This window comes from Paludibacterium yongneupense DSM 18731, from assembly GCF_000422925.1.
Classification (GTDB): Bacteria; Pseudomonadota; Gammaproteobacteria; order Burkholderiales; family Chromobacteriaceae; genus Paludibacterium; species Paludibacterium yongneupense.
In genome coordinates, this window is the sequence record NZ_AUGZ01000019.1 from 16,114 (window position 1) to 39,402 (window position 23,289).

13 protein-coding genes are annotated in these 23,289 nt (G+C 63.6%); 8 read left to right on the forward strand and 5 right to left on the reverse strand.

The genetic code is table 11. The annotated features are described in order from the left end of the window. Positions 1-62: 62 nt before the first annotated feature. Positions 63-1,094 (forward strand): LysR family transcriptional regulator, encoded by a 1,032-nt coding sequence (locus G520_RS22190; RefSeq protein ID WP_051229281.1) that lies wholly within the window; start codon positions 63-65, stop codon positions 1,092-1,094. Positions 1,095-1,126: 32 nt separating this feature from the next. Here the strand turns inward: G520_RS22190 and G520_RS24895 are convergent, their stop codons facing one another. Both G520_RS24895 and G520_RS0108590 read right to left on the reverse strand, forming a co-directional pair. Continuing rightward, positions 1,127-1,495 (reverse strand): helix-turn-helix domain-containing protein, encoded by a 369-nt coding sequence (locus tag G520_RS24895; protein ID WP_156876912.1) that lies wholly within the window; start codon positions 1,493-1,495, stop codon positions 1,127-1,129. Positions 1,496-1,799: 304 nt separating this feature from the next. Next, on the reverse strand, positions 1,800-1,988 hold the full coding sequence (locus tag G520_RS0108590; protein ID WP_028535286.1) for a hypothetical protein: 189 nt from the start codon (positions 1,986-1,988) through the stop codon (positions 1,800-1,802). A 422-nt stretch (positions 1,989-2,410) separates the two neighbouring features. Between G520_RS0108590 and G520_RS0108595 the strand changes: the two genes are divergently transcribed. Beyond that, positions 2,411-2,860, forward strand: a complete 450-nt coding sequence (locus tag G520_RS0108595; RefSeq protein WP_036665843.1) for an acyl-CoA thioesterase — start codon at positions 2,411-2,413, stop codon at positions 2,858-2,860. A gap of 24 nt (positions 2,861-2,884) precedes the next feature. Here G520_RS0108595 and hutH read toward each other — a convergent pair whose 3' ends face one another. Then, complete coding sequence (gene hutH, locus G520_RS0108600; protein ID WP_028535288.1) at positions 2,885-4,411, reverse strand: histidine ammonia-lyase; 1,527 nt, start codon at positions 4,409-4,411, stop codon at positions 2,885-2,887. Between the two features lie 119 nt (positions 4,412-4,530). Beyond that, positions 4,531-6,501: a bifunctional tRNA (5-methylaminomethyl-2-thiouridine)(34)-methyltransferase MnmC2/FAD-dependent 5-carboxymethylaminomethyl-2-thiouridine(34) oxidoreductase MnmC1 gene (gene mnmC, locus G520_RS0108605; RefSeq protein ID WP_028535289.1), complete on the reverse strand. Its 1,971-nt coding sequence runs from the start codon at positions 6,499-6,501 to the stop codon at positions 4,531-4,533. Positions 6,502-6,661: 160 nt separating this feature from the next. Here mnmC and G520_RS0108610 point away from each other — a divergent pair, with 160 nt between their 5' ends. Further along, positions 6,662-8,668 (forward strand): methyl-accepting chemotaxis protein, encoded by a 2,007-nt coding sequence (locus tag G520_RS0108610; RefSeq protein WP_028535290.1) that lies wholly within the window; start codon positions 6,662-6,664, stop codon positions 8,666-8,668. Between the two features lie 75 nt (positions 8,669-8,743). Further along, entirely contained in the window at positions 8,744-11,320 is a 2,577-nt protein-coding gene (clpB, locus tag G520_RS0108615; protein ID WP_028535291.1) for an ATP-dependent chaperone ClpB, read from the forward strand. 6 nt (positions 11,321-11,326) lie between these two features. Here the strand turns inward: clpB and G520_RS0108620 are convergent, their stop codons facing one another. Then, the gene (locus G520_RS0108620) at positions 11,327-11,992 is read right to left on the reverse strand and encodes a YadA-like family protein (RefSeq protein WP_028535292.1); all 666 of its coding nucleotides are present in this window, start codon (positions 11,990-11,992) and stop codon (positions 11,327-11,329) included. Positions 11,993-12,480: 488 nt separating this feature from the next. Between G520_RS0108620 and G520_RS0108625 the strand changes: the two genes are divergently transcribed. The 4 genes from G520_RS0108625 to G520_RS0108640 all read left to right on the forward strand — a co-directional run bounded on the left by G520_RS0108625 (position 12,481) and on the right by G520_RS0108640 (position 23,278). Then, positions 12,481-14,640, forward strand: a complete 2,160-nt coding sequence (locus tag G520_RS0108625) for a type I secretion system permease/ATPase (RefSeq protein WP_246542748.1) — start codon at positions 12,481-12,483, stop codon at positions 14,638-14,640. Then, positions 14,637-16,043: an HlyD family type I secretion periplasmic adaptor subunit gene (locus tag G520_RS0108630; protein WP_036665846.1), complete on the forward strand. Its 1,407-nt coding sequence runs from the start codon at positions 14,637-14,639 to the stop codon at positions 16,041-16,043. The genes G520_RS0108625 and G520_RS0108630 overlap by 4 nt, the downstream gene beginning before the upstream one ends. Before the next feature lie 446 nt (positions 16,044-16,489). Next, complete coding sequence (locus G520_RS0108635) at positions 16,490-20,341, forward strand: retention module-containing protein (RefSeq protein WP_028535295.1); 3,852 nt, start codon at positions 16,490-16,492, stop codon at positions 20,339-20,341. Positions 20,342-20,365: 24 nt separating this feature from the next. Further along, on the forward strand, positions 20,366-23,278 hold the full coding sequence (locus G520_RS0108640; protein ID WP_084637547.1) for a VCBS domain-containing protein: 2,913 nt from the start codon (positions 20,366-20,368) through the stop codon (positions 23,276-23,278). Positions 23,279-23,289: the final 11 nt, after the last annotated feature.

The window sequence follows — 23,289 nt, forward strand, 5'->3', positions numbered from 1 at the left end:
TGCTTTCGCTGATTGTCCTCCCAACGCTATAATGCATCAAATTAATAGATGTGATTAATAATATGCACGATATTAATGATGTGCGTTCGGCCGATTTTCATCGACAGTTCCGGCGCTGGGACATGAATCTGATCGTGGCCTTCGATGCGCTATTGCACGAGTCGGGCAACGTGACGCAGGCGGCGGCCCGGCTCGCCATCAGCCAGTCGGCCATGAGTCATGCGCTCAACCGCCTGCGCATGATGTTCGATGATCCACTGTATATACGCACGGGGTCGCGGATGACGCCGACAGCACGCACCCTCGCGCTTGCGCCCGGCGTTGCCGCGTGGCTGGATGCCAGTCGCGAGATGCTGGCGCCGCCGCAGTTTGTCGCCGCCGAAGCCAAGGCGCGGGTCCGTCTCGCGCTGCCGGAGCTGTTCGAGCGCCTGTTGCTGCCGCCCTTGCTCGCGCATCTCTACCACCATGCGCCCGGCATCGAGATTCACGCCGCCGCCCAGCCATTGCCGCAAGTGCTCGACGCCCTCGATCAGGGCGAGATCGATATCGCGATCGTGGCGTCGCCACTGGCCTTGCGCGAGTGGCATGGTTCGGCACTGCTGCTCGAGACCTGCTTCATGCTCGCGTACAACCCGTTGCTCGTTCCGCTGCCGGTTCCGGCTACGCTTGCCGACATCGCCGCGTTTCCGCATCTGTCTTCCAGTTATGTCGGTTCATTTCCGACGCTGATCGACCATTATTTCGAGGCGCATGGCCTGGCCCGCGACAAGCGTGCGACATCGATCGGTCTGACGGCCATTCCCGCGATTGTGGAGGCAATCCCCATCATTTCGATTCTGCCTTCGCTGGTCATCGAGATGATAGGGACCCCGCCCGGGGTCATGCTGCAGCCGTTCGCGCAAGACGAGTTGCGTATTCCCGTGCAAATGGTATGGCATCTGCGCAATGCGGGGGATGCGGTGCAGGCGTATGTCAGGCAGTTTCTCGAACACCGTTTACTGGACGGGAGAGGCGGCGAGCATGGCATCGAGCCGGCTGCGGCTCGCGACGGGACGGGGAGGCAAAACGCCGGCAAGGTCGGCGCAGGTGCGTAGAAAGCCACGGGGCAGGGCCCGTGGCTCGCGGATCAGCGGCGGCTGAGCAAGGCTTCCGCAGCGGTGGACAGTTTGGCGGCTTCCTTTGCGAGTGCCTCGCTGGCACAGAGAACCGCCTGAATCCGCTCGACATTGTCGCGCAGGGTCTCGGTATCGAGTTCGCCACTGGCGATCGCGCGGATGATGGGGGCATTGTCCAGCGTGATGCCGTCGAGCGGGATGCCCAACTGGTAGCGCAGACGCAACAGCTCCATGACGGGTTTGGGGATCCGGCGGTCGTTTTCGTAACGAGATCCGCCCGATTGCGTAACCCCGATGGCACTCCAGAATTCCTGCTGGTTCAGGTCGAGCTGAACTCTGAGCGCACGTGGGTCAAAGATAATATTGTTATCCGTACTCATTCGAAAATGTTCCTCTGTTGTGGTTTTTTACTATCGGGCGCATGCGTACTTTGTCTGAAGTGTGCTGCGCTTTTTGGGGACGCCAGTGCCTATCGTACATCGGTACTGTGTCGTCTGTAATTATCTATATAGGCTTATTTATTACAAGCTGTTGTAATAATGAGGACTAGTCGAGGATTTTTGCTGTCAATGAGACTGCGAGAGGGTCGGTACGACGCACGCGCTTGAGGCGGGAGAAGAGTGTTGCACCCGTCGCGGGACGGGTCTGCGGACAGGGCCGGCAGGCGGCCCCGCCTGATGATGTCTAGAAAACGTCTTCGCAGCGTTCGGCCAGAAACCGGGCATCATCCCGGTCGTGCGCCCTTTGGCGGACTTTCTGTTGCCGGTTGCGCTCCAGATCGCTCAACTGGGGTTTGGCGACTGCATAGAGAAAGCTCTCGTGCTGGTCGCGCGCCTGCTTGCGGCGGATGCTGAGTGGGATGCGTGAAATCATCCTGATACCTCACTGTCGGTTAGACTGCCAAGCCTGTTACTGACTGTCCGACTGCCCGCTTTCTGGGCGGGCGTCGCCAACTCCGTAGCCGCAGTTTCCGGTTGCGGAGCGCCCCTTGCTGTCTCACGACAGTTACGGAGCGTTGGCATTGCTAAGTTGATCTTTTTTTTAGAGGTTTGTAAAGCCCATCGTAACGCGCGGCGGCTTCGAGCGCCCGCTTATTGCGTCGCAGCCGGCTTTTACACTGCCGTTCATCCTGCCTGCGCTCTATTACAGAACGTCGCGCTGTCACGGATGGTGGCGACAAATCCGGCATCGCCGCATCTCGCCGCTGGCAACAGCGGTCGAAAGCACTGACTTTTTATGGTTTAGTGTTATCAGCTGGCTTGATCAAACCGCTTGTCATGGAGAAAGGGACGGGAATGAAGATCGCCGCCTGGCCGATCATCGATCGGCGCCGGATCGTCATGCGCTGGGGGGATATGGATGCCCTCGGGCATCTGAACAATACCTGCTATTTTCGCTATCTGGAGCAGATTCGCATCGATTGGCTGGAATCGCTGGGAGAAGCGATCCGGCCCGGCGCCGCCGGTCCGGTCATCGCCAGCACAGGCTGTACCTTTCTCAGGGAGTTGCGCTATCCGGGCGAGCTCGATATCACAATAGAAATCGAGCACCTCGGACGCAGCAGCCTGAAGTTGCGACATCGATTCTTCCGCTACGGCAGTGGCGACGACATCGTTTATGCGACGGCGGAAGCGGTGCTGGTATGGGTCGATTACGCGCAAGGGCAGGCAACGGCCCTGCCCGCCGTCTTGCGCGCGGCAGTGGAAGGGGCCCTCGCTGCCGCCGGTCCGTCCGTGCCCGAGTGAGCCGGACGCCGGCGCGCGGTGCCCTTACTGCGCTTGCGACGCGAATGCGAACGGGCTGTGCACCGCGATGGCTTCGCCCCGGACCATGTCTGTGACGGCGGCGATGTCGGGGGCAAAGTAACGGTCGATGTCGTAATGCGGAACCTCGGCGCGCAGGGTCTGCATCACCGCTTGCAGACTCGGCGACGTGGCGTGCGGCGCGCGCAGGTCAACCCCCTGAGCAGCGGCCAGCAGCTCGATCGCCAGAATGGCGGCGGTATTCTCGACCATGTCACCGAGCTTGCGCGCGGCAAAGGTCGCCATCGAGACGTGGTCTTCCTGATTGGCCGATGTCGGCAGCGAGTCGACCGAAGCCGGGTGTGCGAGTGTCTTGTTTTCCGATGCCAGTGCCGCGGCGGTGACGTGCGCGATCATGAAACCGGAGTTGACGCCTCCATCGCGTACCAGGAACGGGGGCAGACCCGAGAGCGTGGCATCGATCAGTAGTGCGATGCGGCGCTCGGCCAGGGCTCCGATCTCGGCGACGGCCAGCGCGAGGTTATCGGCGGCGAAGGCCACCGGCTCGGCGTGGAAGTTGCCGCCGGACAAGACTTCGCCGGTATCGGGGAAGATCAGCGGATTATCGGATACCGCGTTGGCTTCGATCAGCAGCACCTCGGCGGCATGGCGCATCTGGTCAAGGCAGGCGCCCATGACTTGTGGCTGGCAGCGCAAGCTGTAGGGGTCCTGTACCTTGCCGCAGTCGCGGTGGGACAGGTTGATGGCGGAGCCTTGCAGCAGCGCGCGATAGGCTGCCGCCGCGTCGATCTGCCCGGCGTGGCCGCGCAAGGCATGGATGCGTGCATCGAACGGATGAATCGAACCGGCCGCCGCATCGACCGACAGGGCGCCCGCGACGAGCGCCGTGCGGTACAGGTCCTCGATGGCGAACATATTGTTGAGGGCCAGCGCGGTCGATGCCTGGGTACCGTTGAGCAGGGCCAGTCCTTCCTTTGCCTGCAAGGCCATCACGTCGAGACCGGCGGCTTTCAGCCCGTCCCGGGCGCTCGCGCGTTCGCCCTTGATAAAGACTTCGCCGACGCCGAGCAGGACGGCCGACATATGTGCAAGCGGCGCCAGATCGCCCGAGGCGCCGACCGAGCCCTTGAGCGGAATCAGCGGCAGCACATCCGCATTGAACAAGCTTACCAGTGCGTCCATCACGACACGGCGGATACCGGAGTGGCCGCGGCCCAGGCTGGAGAGCTTGAGCGCCAGCAGCAGGCGGACCACGGGGCGCGGCATCGGCCCGCCGACGCCTACCGCGTGCGACAGGACCAGATTGCGCTGCAGCAGCTCCAGCTGCTCGCGCGGGATGTGCGTATTTGCAAGACGACCGAAGCCAGTGTTGATGCCGTAGGCCGGGTCGCCCTTGGCGGCGATATCGGCAACGGTGCGGGCGCCGGCGTCGATGGCGTCGTAGCTGGCGGGGTCCAGCCTCAGACCCGCGTCGCCGCGAGCGATGGCGCGCAATTGCGCGAGGGTGAGGTGGCCGGGGGTAAGGGTGATCATCGCGTGGCTCCAGTCGAAATAAGTCTATACAACAGCGGGCCAGTCTAGGGGATATTTGATGTATAGACAAGAGCGCGTCCGCGCAGGACATCGCAGGATGCCCGGCGCGGACGGCCCGTTCAGCGCGGGGTGCTGCGGATCAGTTCGCGCAGCAGAAAGCGGCTCGGATGCAAGGCGTCCAGCAAGGGGCGGTCGAGAATGCCGGGCTCGTTTTCCAGCATCGCCGCCAGGATCTCGCCGGCCAGCGGCGCCGTAATCATGCCGCGCGAGCCATGCGCGGTATTGACGTAGAGTCCGTGTACCCAGGGCGAGGGCGTGTCCATCCTCAGCGTCGCGTCGCGGCTCAGCGCACGATAGGCGTGGCGAAAGGCCGCGGCATCGGTGACGGGGCCGACCAGGGGCAGCGTGTCCGGGCTCACGCAGCGGAAGGCGGCGCGACCGTCGATACGCTCGGGGTCGAGTCCGGCGCCGTTGAGTGCGCCGAACAAGGCCGGAGACAGCCCGCCGAGCATGGCCAGGTTCTCGCGATGCTCTTCCACCGTCGTTCCGTTCTGCTCGCTATTGAACTTGAATGTCGCGCCCATGCAGTGTCGTCCCGCGCGCGCGGGGGCGACATAGCCTTCGCCGCACACGACGGTTTTGAGCGCTCCGCTTTGTGCGGTGGCCGGCACCTCGCTGATTTGCCCGCGGATGCGGTTGAGCGGCAAATGGCTGGTGGCATCGAAGGATGAGCAATCGGCGGCGGCGGCGAGTATGGTGACCGCCCCGACGGCCAGCGGTCCGTTCTCGCCGAAGGCCAGCCATTGCCCTTCTGAAGGATCGTAGGCGAGTTCCAGCGCCGTGGCGGCGGTAATGACCCGTATATTGCGATGCGAGCACAGGGCGGCGACCAGCGTCGGGGGATGGACCCAGCCGCCGCGCGGGAAGAACAGGCCGCCGCGTTCGAGTGCAATGCCGGCGATGCGGCCGGCTTCGGTCGCATCGACCGGATGCAGCATGTCGGCGGGCAGCCCGCAGGCCGCGAGCGCGGCCTGCCGTTCGTCCCCGCTCTCGCTCAGTTGCAGTACGCCGCAGGCTTGCCAGGCATCGGGGTCGTCGCCAAACAGCGTCTCGGCGAGGGTGAGCGTGTAGGCGTAGCCGGCCAGGGCCAGCCGCGTCAGCGAGGTGAAGTGCGGGGACAGCTTGGTATACAGCATGCCCTGAGGATTGCCGGAGGCTTCGCTCGCCAGGGCGTCGTGCCGTTCGAGCAGGGTGACCTGCCAGCCGCGCCGCGCCAGACTGTAGGCGCTGGCGGCGCCGGCTATCCCGCCGCCGATGACGATGGCACTGCGCTCTTTGAGGTGCGAGCGCGGGTGTTGGTACCACGGAGCCTGCCATTCGGGGTCGGGGATGCGTTCGAGAACGCCGCGGCTCATCTCGCGCTTGTTGGCAAAGCCCGGAACTTTTTCCACGCGGAAACCAACGGCGCTCAGGCCGCGGCGAACGAAGCCGGCGCTGGTGAATGTCGCGAAGGTCGCGCCGGGCGCCGACAGCCGGGCCATGGTCTGAAACAGGGCCGGCTGCCACATATCCGGGTTTTTGGCCGGGGAAAAGCCATCGAGAAACCAGGCGTCCACTCTGGCCTCGAGGCGCGGCAGCGTCTCGAGGGCGTCGCCGACGAGCAGGGTCAAGGTGATGCGGGTTTCGGCGAAGTTCATCCGGTGCCAGCCCGGAGTCAGCAAGGGGTACTGGCACAGCAGTTGCTTTCCCAGATCCGCCAGCTGCGGCCACAGGGCCAGCGCCTGTTCCAGATCGTCGGCGGCGAGCGCAAAGCGCTCGGTCGAGACGAAGTGCAGGCGGGCGCCGGGCGGAGCATGCTCGAGAAAGCATTGCCAGGCGCACAGGAAGTTCAAGCCGGTGCCGAAGCCGGTTTCCGCGATGACAAAATGGCTGTCGTTCGACAGAGCGGCGAAGCGTTCGGGCAACGCGTTATGGTGCAGAAACACATGGCGTGTCTCGTCCAGGCCGCTGTCGCGCGAAAAATAGATGTCTTCGTAGCGGGAGGAGTAGGGCTGACCGTCTTGCCAGTCGAGTCGTGCGGTGTGAGTCATCAAGCGGTGGCCATCATGCAAGTGTGAGCTTTGCGATGGCAATAGGATAGCAGTTAGCCGCTGGCATGGGCAGTGGAAAACCGCACGCATGCCGTCAAGCAAGGCCATTTAGACAGTGTTCCGCGGCGGCGCCAGGCCGACGCAGAGGGGGAGTGCAATAATGAAAATCGGGACCCGTTTGGTGCTGTCGCAGTTTGTGCTGATGGTGGCGCTCATCGCGGCCTTTGTCGTGCCGCTCTCTTTTGTCGCCCAGCGTCTGATGCTGGAACGGACGCGGATGATACAGACGCAATTGATCGATCAGTCCATCAATATGGTCGACGGCTTTTACGACGCGATGCAGACCTCGACCCGTGAATTCGACAAGGTATTCCAGGCCGGTCTCGAAGGGCGTTTCGGCCTCGGCGGCGGCCGGCGGCCGCTGCCGAACGGCAAGACGGCGCCTGAGTTGCTGCTCAACGGACATGTACTCAATGAGCAGAACGAGCAGGTCGATCACTTCAGTGCGCTGACCGGCAATGTGGCGACCTTGTTTGTGCGCGATGGCGACGAATTCGTGCGGATATCGACCTCGCTGCTGCGCGAAGACGGCTCGCGTGCGGTGGGGGCGCCGCTGGACCACGATAATCCCGCCTATGCCAGCCTGCTGCGCGGCGACAACTACGTCGGCTACGCACTATTGTTCGGCAAGGATTTCATTACCAGTTACACCCCGCTGCGCGACGCCGCCGGCAAGATCATCGGCGCATCCTTTGTCGGCGAAGGGGCGACCCAGGGCCTGTCCAGCCTGTTGGCGCGCCTGTCGCGGGTCAGGGTCGGAGCCAGCGGGCATATCTTCATTGTCGACATACGCCAGAACGGCAAATTTCTGCTGCACCCGAAGTTGACCGGGAAGTCGGTTTCACAGGATGTCGACGCCAGCGGTCGCGCTTACCTGAGCGCCCTCGTCAAGAACGGCAGGGGTTCGCTGTTGGTCCGGCTCCGCGATGCAGAGGGTGTTCGCGAGCATGTGTTGGCCTATGCCAGCTATACCCCGTGGGGCTGGCTGGTCATCAGCGACGAGGTCAAAGCCGAACTCGAGCACGATAACCAGCTATTGCTGCAAACCCTGTTCGCGCTGAGCCTGGCCTTGCTGGTGTTTCTGGCCCTGGCCTTGTGGTGGCTGACGCGGCGCCTGGTCGCCCGCCCGGTCAACCGGCTGGTGCAGCAGGTGGCAGCCATACGCGATAGCCGCGATCTTACGCAACGGCTCGATATTCTCGGCCGCGACGAGGTGGGCGAGGTCGCGACTTCGCTCAATGGCTTGCTCGAGACCTTTCAGCAGGCACTCAAGCGCACCAACGCCCATTCGCAGAATCTCGATCAGGCCGCGCGGGAACTGGCCGACAAGGCGCGCACGGCCGCCGAGTGCTCGCGCGAGCAGCACGCCAGCTCGACGGCGATGGCGGCCCAGGCCAGCGACCTTCTGTCGGGGGTCGAGCAGATCGGCGCCGCGACGGTTCAGGCCAGCCAGGTCGCGCGCGAGTCGAGCAGCGCAGCGAAGAGCGGCAGCGAGCAGCTGGTGTCGGCGGAGAGCGATGTCAAGCGCATCGCCGACACCCTGAGCGAGGCCGCCGACAGTCTGGCTTCACTGGAGAAAGATGCGGACGAGGTCAGCGCCATCGTCAACGTGATTCACGATATTGCCGATCAGACCAATCTGCTGGCGCTCAATGCCGCGATCGAAGCCGCTCGCGCCGGCGAGTCGGGCCGAGGCTTCGCGGTGGTGGCCGATGAAGTGCGAAAACTGGCCGAACGCACCAGTCAGTCGACACGTGAAATCGACCGCGTGATTTCGCAAATGCAGCTCTCGACCGGCAGCGCCGTGGACGCGATGAAACAGTCGGTGGCGCAGGCGGCCCAGGGGGCGGCCACGACCGGCGAGGCGCGCGCGGCCATTATCCGCATCGTGGACGATTCGCGCACCGTTGCCGAAGCGGTGTCCGCTATCGATCTGCAGCTCAACCGGCAACGCGAACTGGTCGATGGCATCGTCCGTCAGGTCGACAATGTCGCCCGCCAGGCCGGGGCCGGCAACGAGGCCGCCGACGTGTCGGCGCAGACCGCGCATCAGATGGCGCGTCTGGCCGATTCGTTGCGCGAGGACGTCATGGCCTTTCGCACTTGAAACGATTGCGCTTACCTTGAAAAGCGGCCTTTCCCTCCCAAACTTGTAGCTATAGCTATTAAGAGGGAGATGGCGATGCGATTCGACAAACTGACGACTAAATTTCAGCAAGCGTTCGGCGATGCGCAGAGTCTGGCTCTGGCCGCCGACAATCCATATATCGAGGCCCTGCATGTGTTGCTGGCCTTGCTCGACGACGCGGACTCCGGTGCCGGGGGCTTGCTCGCGCGCGCCGGCGTCAATGTCCCCGTTCTCAAGACAGGGCTGCGCGAGGCTATCGCGCGCCTGCCCAAGGTCCAGGGCAACGACGGCGAGATCACGGTCTCGCGCGAGTTGGGCAATCTGCTGAATAGGGTAGAGAAGGCGGCGCTCAAGCGCGGCGACGAGTTTATCGCCAGCGAGATGTTCCTGCTGGCGTTGGAGGAGGATCGTGGCGAAGCTGCCCGTCTGTTCAAGCAGGCCGGCGCGACCCACAGCGCACTGAGCACGGCGATCGATGCGGTGCGCGGCGGCCAGGCCGTCGACTCGCAGGAGGCCGAGGGCCAACGCGAAGCGTTGAAAAAGTATACGCTGGACCTGACCGAACGCGCGCGCGAAGGCAAGCTCGATCCGGTGATCGGACGCGACGATGAAATCCGGCGCACGATCCAGGTTCTGTTGCGCCGCACCAAGAATAATCCGGTCCTGATCGGCGAGCCGGGGGTCGGCAAGACCGCCATCGTCGAAGGGCTCGCGCAGCGCATCGTCAATGGCGAAGTACCGGAAAGCCTCAAGCATAAAAGACTGCTGGTACTCGATCTGGCCGCCCTGCTGGCCGGGGCCAAGTATCGCGGCGAGTTCGAGGAACGTCTGAAGGCGGTACTGACCGATCTGTCGCGCGACGAAGGCAATACCCTGATCTTTATCGATGAAATCCACACCCTGGTCGGCGCTGGAAAAGCCGAAGGCGCGATGGATGCCGGCAATATGCTCAAACCGGCGCTCGCACGCGGCGAACTGCACTGCCTTGGCGCGACGACGCTGGATGAGTACCGCAAATACATCGAGAAGGATGCCGCCCTCGAGCGTCGTTTCCAGAAAGTCCTCGTGGACGAACCGTCGGTGGAGGATACCGTCGCCATCCTGCGCGGCTTGCAAGAGCGCTACGAAATCCATCACGGCGTCGATATCACCGACCCGGCCATCGTGGCCGCCGCCGAGTTGTCGCATCGCTATATCACCGACCGTTTCCTGCCCGACAAGGCTATCGACCTCATCGACGAGGCCGCCAGCCGCATCAAGATGGAACTCGATTCCAAGCCCGAAGAAATGGACCGTCTCGATCGCCGGCTGATCCAGCTCAAGATCGAACGCGAGGCGGTGCGCAAGGAAAGCGATGAAGCCTCGGTGCGCCGCTTCGGTTTGATCGAAGAAGAGATCGCCAAGCTGACCAAGGATTATTCCGATCTCGATGAAATCTGGAAATCGGAAAAAGCCAGCGCGCAGGGCAGTCAGTCGATCAAGGAAGAAATCGACAAACTCAAGGTCCGCATGGACGAACTCAAGCGGCAGGGCGACTGGCAAAAGCTGGCCGAGTTGCAGTACGGACATTTGCCGCAGCTGGAGGCCCGGTTGAAGGAGGCGGAAGCGGCGGGCAAGGGCGAGCAAAAGCCCAACCGTCTGTTGCGCACCGAAGTCGGTGCCGAGGAGATCGCCGAAGTCGTCAGCCGCATGACCGGCATTCCCGTGTCGAAGATGCTGACCGGCGAGCGCGACAAGTTGCTGCATATGGAAGATTTCATGCACCAGCGCCTGATCGGCCAGGACGAGGCCGTGGTGGCGGTGGCCGATGCGATCCGGCGCTCGCGTTCCGGCTTGTCCGACCCCGACAAGCCCTACGGCAGTTTCCTGTTCCTCGGCCCGACCGGGGTCGGCAAGACCGAGCTGTGCAAGACGTTGGCTGGCTTTCTGTTCGATTCGGAAGACCATCTGATCCGCATCGACATGTCCGAGTATATGGAAAAGCATTCGGTCGCGCGTCTGATCGGCGCCCCTCCCGGCTATGTCGGCTATGAGGAGGGCGGTTATCTGACCGAGCAGGTGCGCCGTAAACCCTATAGCGTGATTCTGCTCGATGAGGTGGAAAAAGCGCACCCGGATGTGTTCAATGTGCTATTGCAGGTTCTGGATGACGGGCGCCTGACCGATGGCCAGGGGCGTACCGTCGACTTCAAGAACACCGTAGTGGTCATGACGTCGAATATGGGCAGTCAGCATATCCAGACGATGGCGACCGACGACTATCAGGTGATAAAACTCGCGGTCATGGCCGAGGTGAAGTCGTACTTCCGTCCCGAGTTCATCAATCGTATCGATGAAGTGGTGGTGTTCCACGCCTTGGACGAAAAAAACATCCAGGCCATCGCACGCATCCAGCTGAAGGCGCTCGAGCAGCGCCTGAGCAAGCTCGATCTCGACCTGCAAGTGAGCGAGTCGGCGCTGGCGCTGCTGTCGGAGGCGGGGTTCGACCCGGTCTACGGCGCACGCCCGTTGAAGCGCGCGATTCAGAGCGAGATAGAAAACCCGCTCGCTCGCGCGATTCTCGACGGCAGGTACCCGCCCAAGTCGACGGTGCTGGTCGACGAGCGCAACGGACAGCTGGTCTTCGAGTGAGGTTTGCTACCAGCTGAGTGTCGCTCCGACCGAGCCGGCCAGCGGCCGGCTCGGTCCCGTGGTGGCCATGCTCGCGTTGAGCATCGCGCGCTGGCCCAGCTGCATGAAATAGCCCAATGCCAGCGCCTGGCTGCCCGCGTAGCTGCCGACCCCCATGGCCAGGTGGTGGCTGTCCGTCCCCCTAGGGTTCGGACGCAAGCCGGCCAACGCTGCCCCGAGCGCGACACCCTCCCTTGTCCTTTTTTCCAGCGAGTCGATGCGTTGCTCCAGCCGCCGCTCGCCTGCGGCTATCCGGTATTCGAGCCCGCTCTGCACGTTGCGCATGTCGATGGCGACGGCGGGGGGGTCGGGTAGCGGCACCCTGTATTTCTGCCCGTCCTGCACCGGGCGCTGGGGGCGGGTGTTCTCGCCGTTGTCAGGCGGCTTCCTGATGGGCCAGTAGCTGCGCTGGTAGATATAAGAAGCCGTCTCGGTGCGGAGCGGGACCGCGCCCTCGCGGGGGTCCTGCCGCGCGGCAAGCGGGGCGGGCGATTTGCTGTTCATCTGTCCGCTATGGCGCTTGTCGGCGTTGCTGACCACTTCGGCCTGCGGCGGGGGCATGAGCTGGGACGGCGCGTTCGAGCTCATCGGCGTGAATAGCAACCATAGTGTTTTGTCGATGATGAATGGCATTCTGGATCTCCATAGCGTGGGTCAAGGGGCCGTGATGCCCTGTTCATCACTATCCCCATCCTGCGACGCAGGAAAAAGCGGTTCCGGGCGCGCCGTCATGGCGATTCTGCCATCGCATGTCAGCGATGACGGGCGAAGGCGGCTGGCCGTTTGCCTGCGCCGGGCCGAGCGGCTTTACCCGTTCCCGTTCGCTTGCCGCGAGTTCGTCATTCTTCCGCATCGAACCCCCTAGCCTTGAGCCCCCTTCTTTCCCGCGCACGCTAGCGTCTGTTCGCGTCCTCTTGTCTTCCATTTCTTTTTTTACCTTTTGCTGTTCAAGCTTTTCTGATTCTTTCCGTGCCATCCGGGATTGAGCGAATTCGGCAAGTCTGGCATCCACCGGAGCGCATACGGTTCGCCCTTGCTTGCTGTGCGCCGGGTGCGCTACGCCGCATCCGGGCTTTTCGGAAAACCATGTGAAAGGGATTTGGGTATTTATGGAGTCAAATGTGATCTCTCCGCCGGCCCAGTGCGCGCCCGGCCCGCGCCCGGGAGTCGACGGCTTGCGCGAATGTCTGTTTCAGCTTGCGTCGGAAAACGGACTGCACGGTACTCCCGATGCGCTGACAGCGGGTTTACCCCTGGTCGATGGTCGGCTGACGCCATCGTTGTTCGACCGCGCGGCGCGCCGCGCCGGCATGTCAAGCTGCCTGCGGCGTCTGACGCTGGCCGATATCGGCGTTCCGACCCGGCCGCTGATCTTGCTGCTGAACGGCGACGTTGCCTGTTTGCTGCGCGCGGTCGATGCGAGTGCCGGGCGTTACCGTCTTTTCATGCCCGGTGCGGCCGATCCGGAGTGCGAGCTGGATATGGCCGGACTGGATGCGTGCTACAGCGGTTTTGCCATCCTGCTCAAGCCGCGCTTCCGGTTCGAATTGCGGGCGCCCGAGTATGTTGCCAAGCGCTCGCGACACTGGTTCTGGCGTACGGTCTACGAAGCAAGGCCGCTGTACCGCGATGCCATGATCGCGGCCTTGCTGATCAATCTGCTCGCCCTGGCTCTGCCGCTGGTCTCGATGAATGTCTACGACCGCGTTTTGCCGAACATGGCACTGGATACCCTATGGGTGCTCGCAATCGGAGCCGCTCTGGCGCTGGGGTTCGACTTCATGCTCAAGATCGCGCGCACGAGCTTGCTGGATCAGGCCGGAAAACGTATCGATGTGGTCCTGTCGGCGCGGATCATGGAACAGGTGCTCGGCATGCGGCTGGAGGGGCGTCCAGCCTCGGTCGGGGCCTTTGCCGCCAATCTGCGCGCCTTCGAGGCGCTGCGGGATTTCATCGCCTCGGCCTCTATCGTGACTCTGATCGATCTGCCCTTCGTGCTGCTATTCATGCTGGTCATGGCGTGGATTTCGCCGCTACTGGCGCTGCCGGCCCTGTTTGGCGCCATATTGATGCTGGGCCAGGTCTGGCTGACCCAGCAACGGGTGCACGATTTGGCGCAAACCACCTTGCGTGCGTCGGCGCAACGGCATGCCTTGCTGGTGGAAAGTCTGGCCGGGCTTGAAACCATCAAGGCGCTCGGCGCCGAGGGGCATCAGCAAGCGCGCTGGGAGCGCGCGACTCTCTTTCTGGCGCAGATCGGTGCCCGCCTCAAGCTGCTGAGTGCGAGCAGCGGCCATTTCGCCGCCATGATGCTGCATCTGGTTTATCTCGCCACTCTGGTGCTTGGCGTCTATCAGGTCGCAGGCGGCGGTCTCAGCCAGGGCGGCCTGCTGGCGCTCGCGCTGCTTTCGGGGCGGGTGATGGCCCCGCTCAGTCAGCTCGTCGGTGTGCTCACCCAGTACTACAATGCGCGGACTTCGCTGGATTCGCTTGAGGTGCTGATGGCGCTGCCACAGGAGCGCGAAGCGGAGGCGGCGTTTTTTCACCGCCCGCACATTCTCGGAGCGATCGAATTGCGTTCGGTCTCGCTGACCTATCCCGCCTCGCCGCAGGAAGCCTTGTCCAGGGTCTCGCTCAAGGTGGCAGCCGGCGAGCGCGTGGTGATCGCCGGCAATGTCGGGTCGGGCAAAAGCAGCTTGCAGAAACTGGTCATGGGTCTGTACCGACCAAGCTCCGGCGCCATTCTGATCGATGGCATCGACATGCAGCAACTCGATCCGGGCGAATTGCGGCGCCATGTTGCCTATGTCCCGCAAGACATCGTGCTGTTTTACGGCACACTGCGCGACAACATTGCCATGGGACTGTCCGGCGTCGACGACGGGGCCGTCGCTGCCGCCGCCGAGCTTGCCGGGCTCGCGCCTTTCGTCAATACCCATCCCCACGGATTCGCAATGCGGGTGGGCGAACGCGGCGAGACCTTGTCGGGCGGACAGCGCAAGGCCGTCGGAATCGCCCGTGCCTTATTGGGTAATCCTTCCATTCTGCTGCTGGACGAACCGACCGGGAATCTGGATGCCGGCAGTGCCGCGCATATTCGCGACACCCTGCACAGGCTGTCGCGCAACACGACGCTGCTGCTGGTGTCGCACCAACCGGAGATGTTCGATCTGGGGGAGCGGCTGGTGATTCTCGACCGCGGCCGTCTGGTTGCCGACGGGCCGAGGGAGGAGGTGCTGGATGCCTTGCGCCGCCGCCGCGAAGCCGGGAGAGCAGCATGATGGCGCGCGCGGTTCGCCATTGGGTGCGTCGGCTGGCGGATGTTCGTGCACGCATCGGCCGCTGGCGGCGGGGCAAGGGGGAGGCCGCCGCCGTCGATGACGCGCGCACGACCGATTTTATCGCCGATGTGCAGTGGGGGATCCAGCAACAGCGGCCGCGACGGCCCCGTCTGTTTATCCTGACTGTTGCCGGCCTGGCGGGAGCCGCCGTGCTGTGGGCGGCACTATCGCAGGTTGATGAAGTGGCACGCGGGGAAGGCAGAGTGGTGCCCTCGTTTCAGAATCAGCATATCCAGAGCCTGGATGGCGGGATCGTGGCCGAGATACGGGTGCGCGAGGGCGAGAAAGTAAGCAAGGGGCAGCTGCTGTTGCGTATCGACAGCACGCGGGTCGAATCCTCGCTCGGCGAGAACCGCGCGCAATGGCTGGCGCTGCAGGCGAAGGCGGCGCGCTTGCGCGCCCTGGCGAGCGCGCAAGCGCTGCAACTGCCTCCTGCAGTGGCGGCGGCGGCCCCCGATCTCGCGCAGCAGGAAACGGCTTTGTATGCGTCGCGGCGGCAGGAACTCGATACGGGGCTGGCCATCGCCAGGCAGCAGCTTGCCCAGCGCACGCAAGAATTGGGCGAAGTCAGGGTCCGGCGCGAGCAGGCGCAGCAGAGCTTCGAGCTGACATCAAAAGAACTGGCGGTAACGGCACCATTGCAGGAGTCGGGAGCGGTGTCCGATGTCGACTTGCTACGGCTGCGACGCGAAGTCGCGCGTGCGCGCGGTGAACGGGATATGGCGACAGCCCAGATTCCGCGACTGCAGGCGGCCATTGCCGAAGCCGCGCGCAAAGTGCAGGAAGTCGAGCTGGCATTCCGCAATGCAGCGAGCATCGAGTTGTCGGATACCCTGGCCAAGCTCGGCAGTCTGAAGGCCGGCAGCGTGGCCCTGCAAGACCGCGTACGCCTGACCGAGGTACGCGCGCCGGCCAGTGGCGAAATCAAGCGTCTTTATCTGAACACCGTCGGCAGCGTGGTCACGCCGGGCAAAGACATCATCGAGCTGGTCCCGTCCGAAGAGGTCTTGCTGGTCGAAGCCCGGGTCTCGCCGCGCGATATCGCCTTCCTGCATCCGGGGCAGCGTGCCTATCTGCGTTTCACCGCATACGATTCGACTGTTTACGGCGGCATGGAGGGCGAGTTGCAAGAGATCGGAGCCGATACCTTGAGCGACGAGAAAGGCCAGCCCTACTATCTGGTGCGGGTGCGAACGCGCGCCAGCGCGGCCGGGGGACGCCATTGGCGCATCATCCCCGGCATGGTGGTCCAGGTTGATATCTTGACAGGTAAAAAAAGCATTTTGTCATATTTGCTCAAGCCGGTGTTGCGCGCCAAGGCACAGGCCTTGACCGAGCGCTGACTGTTTCGCTGTGCCAGGGCGAGCTGGCAGTGTGGGGTTCCGTAGACGGATTCTTCGGACCCGACCCGCGCTCCCCGCCCCGAGTGTGCCCGCAGGCGGCCCTGCCTTGCCAGCGGCAGCGCGAGGGGCGGACTTCTCCATCACCATTGTCACTTCCGCTGCGCGTCCGGCATTTGTCATGGTCTGCCGGACGCGTCGCGATTCCTAATGTTCAAACACGTAATGCAAGTAGGAAAAATCCCAATCGATGACCAGGGTATGGATGCCTGTTGTTCGATATGTCTTAATTCGCCTTCAAGCATTTGCTTTCGAAACACTCTGAAATTTATCAAATAAGCCAAGTCCATTTCCGGTAAATCATCATTTTCCGATACCGGGATGACGGCGGCAGGGAAGGCCGGAGCGGATCCGGCTGTCACGAATTCAAACGAATCGAGGGATGCAGCATGAGCAGTCGAGTCATTTCCGTACAAGGGCAGGCAACCGTGCGCGATGTGCAAGGTCAGGTGCGTGCCTTGCGCATAGGCGATGCGTTGGAGCAGGGGGCGCGCGTGGAGTTGGGGGACGGTGCGCGGGTCGAGATTCAGAATGCAGATGGGCGCAGCGAAATCCTGTTGCCGGAAGAGGCCGTGGACTCGGCCTGGCGGCTCGACGCCCCGCTGGCGACGGAGACGAGTCCACTGCAGCGTAGCGTGCGTGCCGCCGTGGCTGCCGTCGAGCGCGGGCAGGACGACCCGCTGCGCGCACTGGCGAATCCGGAGGCGGGTTTGAGCTCCGATGGCGACGGCGATAGCGGCCATGGTTTTATCCGGCTCGGCCGCCTGAGCGAGGCAGTGGACGCGTCGTCGAGGGAGGCGGGCCGGTCCGCTCAGGCCGGCACGGCCGCCCCTGCCGTTGCGGAGGCGCAGCCCATCGCGGCAGGCCAGGACACCGCCGACGACGAAGGCCGTGGCCGATCGCGGCGTTCGCCATCGCTTCCCGGCCACGGCCGGGTCGAGGAGGATGGAACGCTGACCGTATCGGGTGTCCTCGCCGATCCGCTCGACTCGGACGACCAAGGCTTTGCCATCGGCCATTACGCCGGAAAATATGGCGATCTGAGCATGCAGAAGGATGGCGGCTGGCACTATGCGCTCAGAAACGGCTCGGCGGAAGTTCAGCAGTTGGGCGATGGCGACCTCAAATACGACGCGTTCACGGTGTTCACCGTCAACGGGGCGCGCGAGCAGGTGCAGATCGAGGTGCATGGCAAATCGGAAGTCGCATCCCGCGGCAATGGGGCGGTGCAGGAAGACGTCAGCTTGCAGGCCAACGGGCAGCTGCTGGCGTCATCTCCCCATGTCGGCTTCAAGAGCGTGATCGACAAAAAGGGCGCTTATGGCCGACTGACGCTGGACAGCGCCGGCAACTGGCTGTACGTCCTGGACAACGATGCGGCACACGTTCAGGCGTTGACCGATGCGGACAGCCGCATCGATAGCTTCGTGGTCGATCTGCTCGATGGGGGGGCTAGCGCGGTGGAAGTCAAGGTGCAGGGACGCGATGATCCGGCAAGGATACGCGGCGCCAGCAGCGGGCTGGTCGTCGAGGACGGCGGGTTCAATGGAGCCGATCCCGTGGTCGATGGCTGGTTGAACGTGGACGATCCGGATGCGGGGCAGGCGGAATTCAAAACGGTGGTCAAGGTGCAGGGGAAGCATGGCGAGGGCAGCCAGGCTTCCCAGGGCTACTGGAAATACCGGCTTCACAACGACAGCGAGGCCGTGCAGACACTGACGGCCGGGGAGACCTTGACCGATAGCGTCATCGTGGAAACGAAGGATGGGACGACGCAGGCAATAACGATCACCATCCGGGGCGAGACCGAGTCGGCGCAGGAAGGGCGCGGCCGGGTGGCGGAAGACGAGATCCTGATGATCGACGGCCAGCTTGTGTCGTCGTCGCACTTCGTCGGATTCAAGCCTGCCCAGCAGCAGGGCGGCTACGGCAAGTTGTCGGTGGATGCCAAGGGCAAATGGCGCTACCAGCTCGATAACGACAGCGCGAAGGTGCAGGCGCTCGATGGCGGTGAACAGCGGGTCGACAGCTTCGCCGTCGCCCTGGCTGACGGCGGCGAGACGCGCGTCGCGATCGATATCGATGGCAAGGATGATCCGCGGCTGAGGTCGGACATGCAAGGCGACGTGGCGGAAGCGCTGCTGCCGAACGGTTTGTACCCTTTGCCAGGGAATGCGCCTGTCGTGGCCAGCGGCGAGGTGGCGGCGGCGGCGGGGCTCGGCGGCGGCGAGGTCCGCTTTGCCGCGCCGACGCTCGCCCTGAGCTCGGGGGGCAAGCCGGTTCGCTGGCAGGTGTCGGCCGACGCTCGACGCCTGGTGGCGGTGACGGATGAGCGGGAAGTGCTGCAGTTGCAACTGGACGGGCAAGACCGCTGGCAGGCGACCTTGCGCGCCGCCATCGATCATGCGAGTAGCAGCGACGCGACGACCCTGGATATCGGGATCGAACTGTATGACGGCAAGGGACATGTGCAGGATAGGGGCGTGCTGAAATTACGCATTTGCGATGACGGTATCGCCGCTGCCGAATGCGGGACGCAAGAGGTTCTGATGACCCCTGTTTCGACCAATCTGCTGATCGTGTTCGATGTTTCCGGCAGCATGCGCCATCGCGGAACCGGCGGCGAGTGGCTGGACGAGGCCGGGAAGTCGAGACTTCAGGTGGCGAAGGAAGCGTTGCTCAATCTGGTCGATCGCTATCGCGATGCCGGCGACGTCAAGGTTCGTCTGGTGCTGTTTGCCACCGACGCTTCTACCGGCTGGCACTATCCGGTGGAACGCGACGATCCCGGTTGGGTCACGGCGGATCAGCTGCGCGAGTATATGGACAGCGGGGCGCTGGAGCGCATGGTACTGGGCAATGGCGCCACCAACTATCGCAAGGCCGCCGAGGTCGCGATGGATAAATTCCACACTCCGGGGGCGCTGGAAAACGCGCAGCACGTGGCCTACAGCCTTACCGACAGCATCCCGACCGGCAAGGAATCGCACATCGACGGCAAGACGCAGGGTAACTGGGAAGCGTTTCTGAGCGATAAGAAAATGACCAGCTACGCGCTGGCCATCGGCGAGGACATCAAGGACAGTTCCAAGATCAAGCCGCTCGGTTTCGACGGGCTCAAGCACACAGGAATCGAGCCGTTGCTGGTCAGCGATATGTCGCAGCTGGATACCGCCCTGACCGGGGTCACGCATACCAATGTCCATACGGGAAACCTCGCGCGCTTTGGCGCAGACGGCGGTTTTGTGCGCACATTGCAACTGGGCAGCCGGGGCTTTATCTATGACCGGGAGGCCGGAACGCTGACTGCGACCGACGCCTTGCCTGGCAGCTATCACTTTGATGCGGTCACGCATCTGCTCACCGTTGAATATGAAGGCGGCAGCGTGAAGGTGGACATGGATGATGGCAGCTATGCCGTACACATGCCGGTTCGCCTGCCGCGCGAGATGAAGGTCGAATTCACTCTGGAGGACGGCGACGGGGACAGTGTCCACGACAGCCTGCTGTTTCAGCCGTTGCTGAGCAATGGCGGCCCCCTTCCTGCGGCGACACCGGCCATCAACCGGGTTTCGGGCAGTAGCGGGGATGACAATGTGCTGGCCGGCACCCCCGGTCGCGATGAGATCCACGGCGGGCGCGGCAGCGACACCTTGACCGGTTTGGGGGGCAACGATTACCTGGTCGGCGGCGGCGGCGACGATATGCTCGACGGAGGCGACGGCAACGATATTCTGTTTGGCGGATATGGCAATGACATACTTTATGGCGGAAACGGCCGCGATACCTTGTACGGCAACAGCGGCAACGACCGGCTGTTCGGTGGCGATGGCGACGATTTTCTGATCGGAGGCATAGGCAACGACACCATGACCGGCGGTAACGGGCGCGATGTGTTCCAGTTCTTCCGCAGCAGGGGACAGGGCGAAAAGCTGGAGGACAGCGCGACGCTGATCACGGATTTCGACCGGCGCGAAGACCTGATTGACTTGCGCGGGCTGAACCCCAGGGGATTTTCCTTTGCCGGCACCCGGACGCCGATGGAGCACGATATCACCCTGCACCGGGAAAGCGATGGGACGCACATCGATATCGCGATGCGCGGTGCCGATAACAACTCCAGGCTGGTGCAGTACCAGACCCGCATCGTGGTCGAGGGGGCCGATCTGCTGGAGGGGCGCAGCAGCCACGACGCGCTGGAGGCGTTGACAGGCGGTCCGGGAGCGATCGTGCTGATGTAATGGTGTCGTGTTAAAGGAATTAAAATGGATATTCGAATGAAGTATGAACGGTTTGCGAAGGCGCAAGCGGCCAGCCTGCTGCTGATAGACGGACGCGCGGCCAGCGTGCGCACGGTCGACGGACGAGTGGTCGAGGACGAGACCGGAGAGGCGCGCGGTCAGTTGACCGAGCCGCAGAGCTCGGATGACACCGGTTTTGCCCGGAGCGAGCATCAGGGACGCTACGGTAGCCTGTCGATGGGGCAAGACGGGCGCTGGGTCTATGCGCTGGCCCACGAGAAGGTGCAATCCTTGCGAGCGCTCGATGTCGACTACGACGAAATCGACGTGTTCACCGCGACCGGTGCGCGCGAGACAATACGCATCGAAGTGAGCGGGAGCAACGATATCGCCGTCATCGATGGCGACGACAGCGGGCGCGTACGGACGGACGGGGCCTCGAGCGTGCGCGGTCGATTGACGATAAGCGACGTCGACCGCGGCGAGGCGCTGTTTCGCGCATCGGAGCAAACCGATGCCTACGGCACATTCAAATTGTCGGCCGAGGGCGAGTGGGAATACCGGCTCGACCAGAATGCCTCTGCGGTGCGTGCGCTGGCTGCCGGCCGGAGCGTCAGCTGCGAGTTTGACGTGCTCTCGCTCGACGGCAGTGCGATGCGTCGGGTCACGGTAGCGGTGATCGGTCAGGAGCCGACCGTGGCGGCCAGCTTGTCCACTGCCGGCGTGGAGCTGGATGAGTCCGTCCTGCCGCAGGGAACGGCGTGTTCCGGTGTCCAGATGACCGCCAGCGGCGTGCTGTACCGGAACCTGCCGGCGGGCAGCCAGTTGTCGTTGAGCCTGCCTGCCGCCCATCTGACATCGGGGGGCGAGGTCGTAAACTGGACGATCTCGGCCGATGGGAGAACGCTGGCCGGCGCGACGGCCAGCCGAGCGGTACTGGATGTCAGTATTGATGATCATGCCGTCTGGCATACGCAACTGCATGCGCCGATCGATCATGGCAGTGTCGAATCCGGCGTCTTGCAATTCGGCATCCAGGCCCGCGTGGGCGGGCGGCGGGTGGCGCTGTCGACGCTGACGGTCGGGATCAACGATGACGGTGCGATTGCCGACGCGAACGGCGATCAGCCCTGGATGGGCGCAAGCGGAACGCTCGGCCGCTTCGGTGCCGACGGCGGCTATCTGAGCCGGGTCGAAGTGGAGGGCGGGGTGTATGACTATACGCCGACGGCCGGCCTCAGCACGACCGCTTCGGCCCGAGACTACAGCTACGAGGCCGACACCCGGCAGTTGCGGGTCAGCGGCGCCTTCGGCGTCGTGCACGTGAATATGGAAACGGCAAGCTATCTATTCCAGGGAGCGGACAAGCATGCGCTTCCCGTGCGACTGGGTTATGCCTTGTCCGACGCGGATGGCAGCAGCGCGAGCGGCAGTCTCCGCTTCGTCCCGCCGACGGCCGGATCGGAATCATTCGGAGCGACGCCGATGCCGACCGAATCAACCGTCCTGTCGGAGATGATGCTGGGTACGGCACAGCGAGACTGCTTTCTGGGGACGCCTGCGGACGATTTTTACGATGCGGGCGAGGGCGACGATAGTGTGCACGGAGACGCTGGCGACGATGTGCTGTACGGCGGGTTGGGCGACGATCAGATGTCCTGCGGCGACGGTCGCGACATTCTGTACGGAGGGGTCGGCAACGACCGGCTGTTCGCCGGTGCGGGGCATGACCGTCTGTTTGGCGAGGACGGCGACGACCTTCTGGAAGCCGGATCGGGACGTGCCGAGATGAACGGCGGAGCCGGGCGCGACACGTTCGCCGTCGCCTTGACCTATATGGCGCGTCATGCCGGCGAGCACGAGATGATCGTTACCGATTTCAACCGCTCCGAGGACAGGTTCGAGTTGTACACGGTGGGGGGGGAGGGACGCAAGGGCGGCCCCGTGGAGGGGACGCACATGGAACTGAGCCGGGACGGCAGCGATACGGTCTTGCTGATCGATCGCTACTGGGAGCCGGGGACGGCCGGCGCGCGTGAAATGAAGGTCGTGTTCAAGGGGGTCGACCTGAGCGATGGGCACGACTCGGCGAGCGCATTGCAGAATTTGCACGCGCAGGGCGTTTTCGTCACGGGCGAGAGCCGCGAGCAGCGGTGGGCACGCCCGAATGACGCCGTGCCGGCGGTGGAGCCGGAACCGGGTACGAGCGATGTGGCGGAGCCGGCCTTCCCCCCGCCCCACATGTCTGTCGACAGCGACTGGCGCGATACTTTCCTCCCGGTTTTCGGTTGCCAGGGGGAGCTTGCGCAGTGGTTCGGAACGGATAGCGACGACTATTTCCCCGGTACCGACGGTCGTGACAGAGTGTCCGGCGGGGAGGGCAACGACTTGCTGTACGGAGGCGGCGACGACGACGAATTGTGGGGCGACTCCGGCTTCGACGAACTGCATGGCGGCAGGGGGCGTGACGCGCTGTTCGGAAGCGACAACGGCTTTACGCGCCTGTTCGGCGACGAGGGCGACGATATTCTGTACCTGGGGGCCGACCGCGCGGAGATGGAGGGCGGGCAGGGGAGGGACACTTTCCACCTTGGTCTCGGCCACATGACGCGCCATGTCGGCGGCGCACGCGAGACGACGATCTCCGATTTCAAGCGTGGGGAGGATCGTTTCGTGGTCGATGGTCAAGCCATCGGTGAGGGGAGCGATGTCCTTGCCCACCGGCCGCAGATGAGGGTCGAATTGCAGCGTGTCGGCCCGGATACCGTCCTCGGGATCAATCGTTACTGGGAGCCCGGTTTCGATCCGGGCAGCCACGGCCGGGAGTCGTGGCCGGGCGAGGTGACGGTCATTTTCAAAGATATCGACCTGCTGGGCGGCGAGTCTTCGCAGGCGGCGCTGGAAAAACTGCGCAGCGAAGGGGCTTTTGTGATGTAGGCAGCGGGCAG

What these genes read in the sequence shown, in the direction of transcription:
- G520_RS0108635 (WP_028535295.1), top strand. Translation starts at nt 16,490, where the DNA reads ATGAGCAGTCGAGTCATTTCCGTACAAGGGCAGGCAACCGTGCGCGAT.
- G520_RS0108640 (WP_084637547.1), top strand. Translation starts at nt 20,366, where the DNA reads ATGGATATTCGAATGAAGTATGAACGGTTTGCGAAGGCGCAAGCGGCC.
- hutH (WP_028535288.1), bottom strand. Translation starts at nt 4,411, where the DNA reads ATGATCACCCTTACCCCCGGCCACCTCACCCTCGCGCAATTGCGCGCC.
- G520_RS0108610 (WP_028535290.1), top strand. Translation starts at nt 6,662, where the DNA reads ATGAAAATCGGGACCCGTTTGGTGCTGTCGCAGTTTGTGCTGATGGTG.
- G520_RS0108630 (WP_036665846.1), top strand. Translation starts at nt 14,637, where the DNA reads ATGATGGCGCGCGCGGTTCGCCATTGGGTGCGTCGGCTGGCGGATGTT.
- clpB (WP_028535291.1), top strand. Translation starts at nt 8,744, where the DNA reads ATGCGATTCGACAAACTGACGACTAAATTTCAGCAAGCGTTCGGCGAT.
- G520_RS0108620 (WP_028535292.1), bottom strand. Translation starts at nt 11,992, where the DNA reads ATGCCATTCATCATCGACAAAACACTATGGTTGCTATTCACGCCGATG.
- G520_RS24895 (WP_156876912.1), bottom strand. Translation starts at nt 1,495, where the DNA reads ATGAGTACGGATAACAATATTATCTTTGACCCACGTGCGCTCAGAGTT.
- G520_RS22190 (WP_051229281.1), top strand. Translation starts at nt 63, where the DNA reads ATGCACGATATTAATGATGTGCGTTCGGCCGATTTTCATCGACAGTTC.
- mnmC (WP_028535289.1), bottom strand. Translation starts at nt 6,501, where the DNA reads ATGACTCACACCGCACGACTCGACTGGCAAGACGGTCAGCCCTACTCC.
- G520_RS0108595 (WP_036665843.1), top strand. Translation starts at nt 2,411, where the DNA reads ATGAAGATCGCCGCCTGGCCGATCATCGATCGGCGCCGGATCGTCATG.
- G520_RS0108590 (WP_028535286.1), bottom strand. Translation starts at nt 1,988, where the DNA reads ATGATTTCACGCATCCCACTCAGCATCCGCCGCAAGCAGGCGCGCGAC.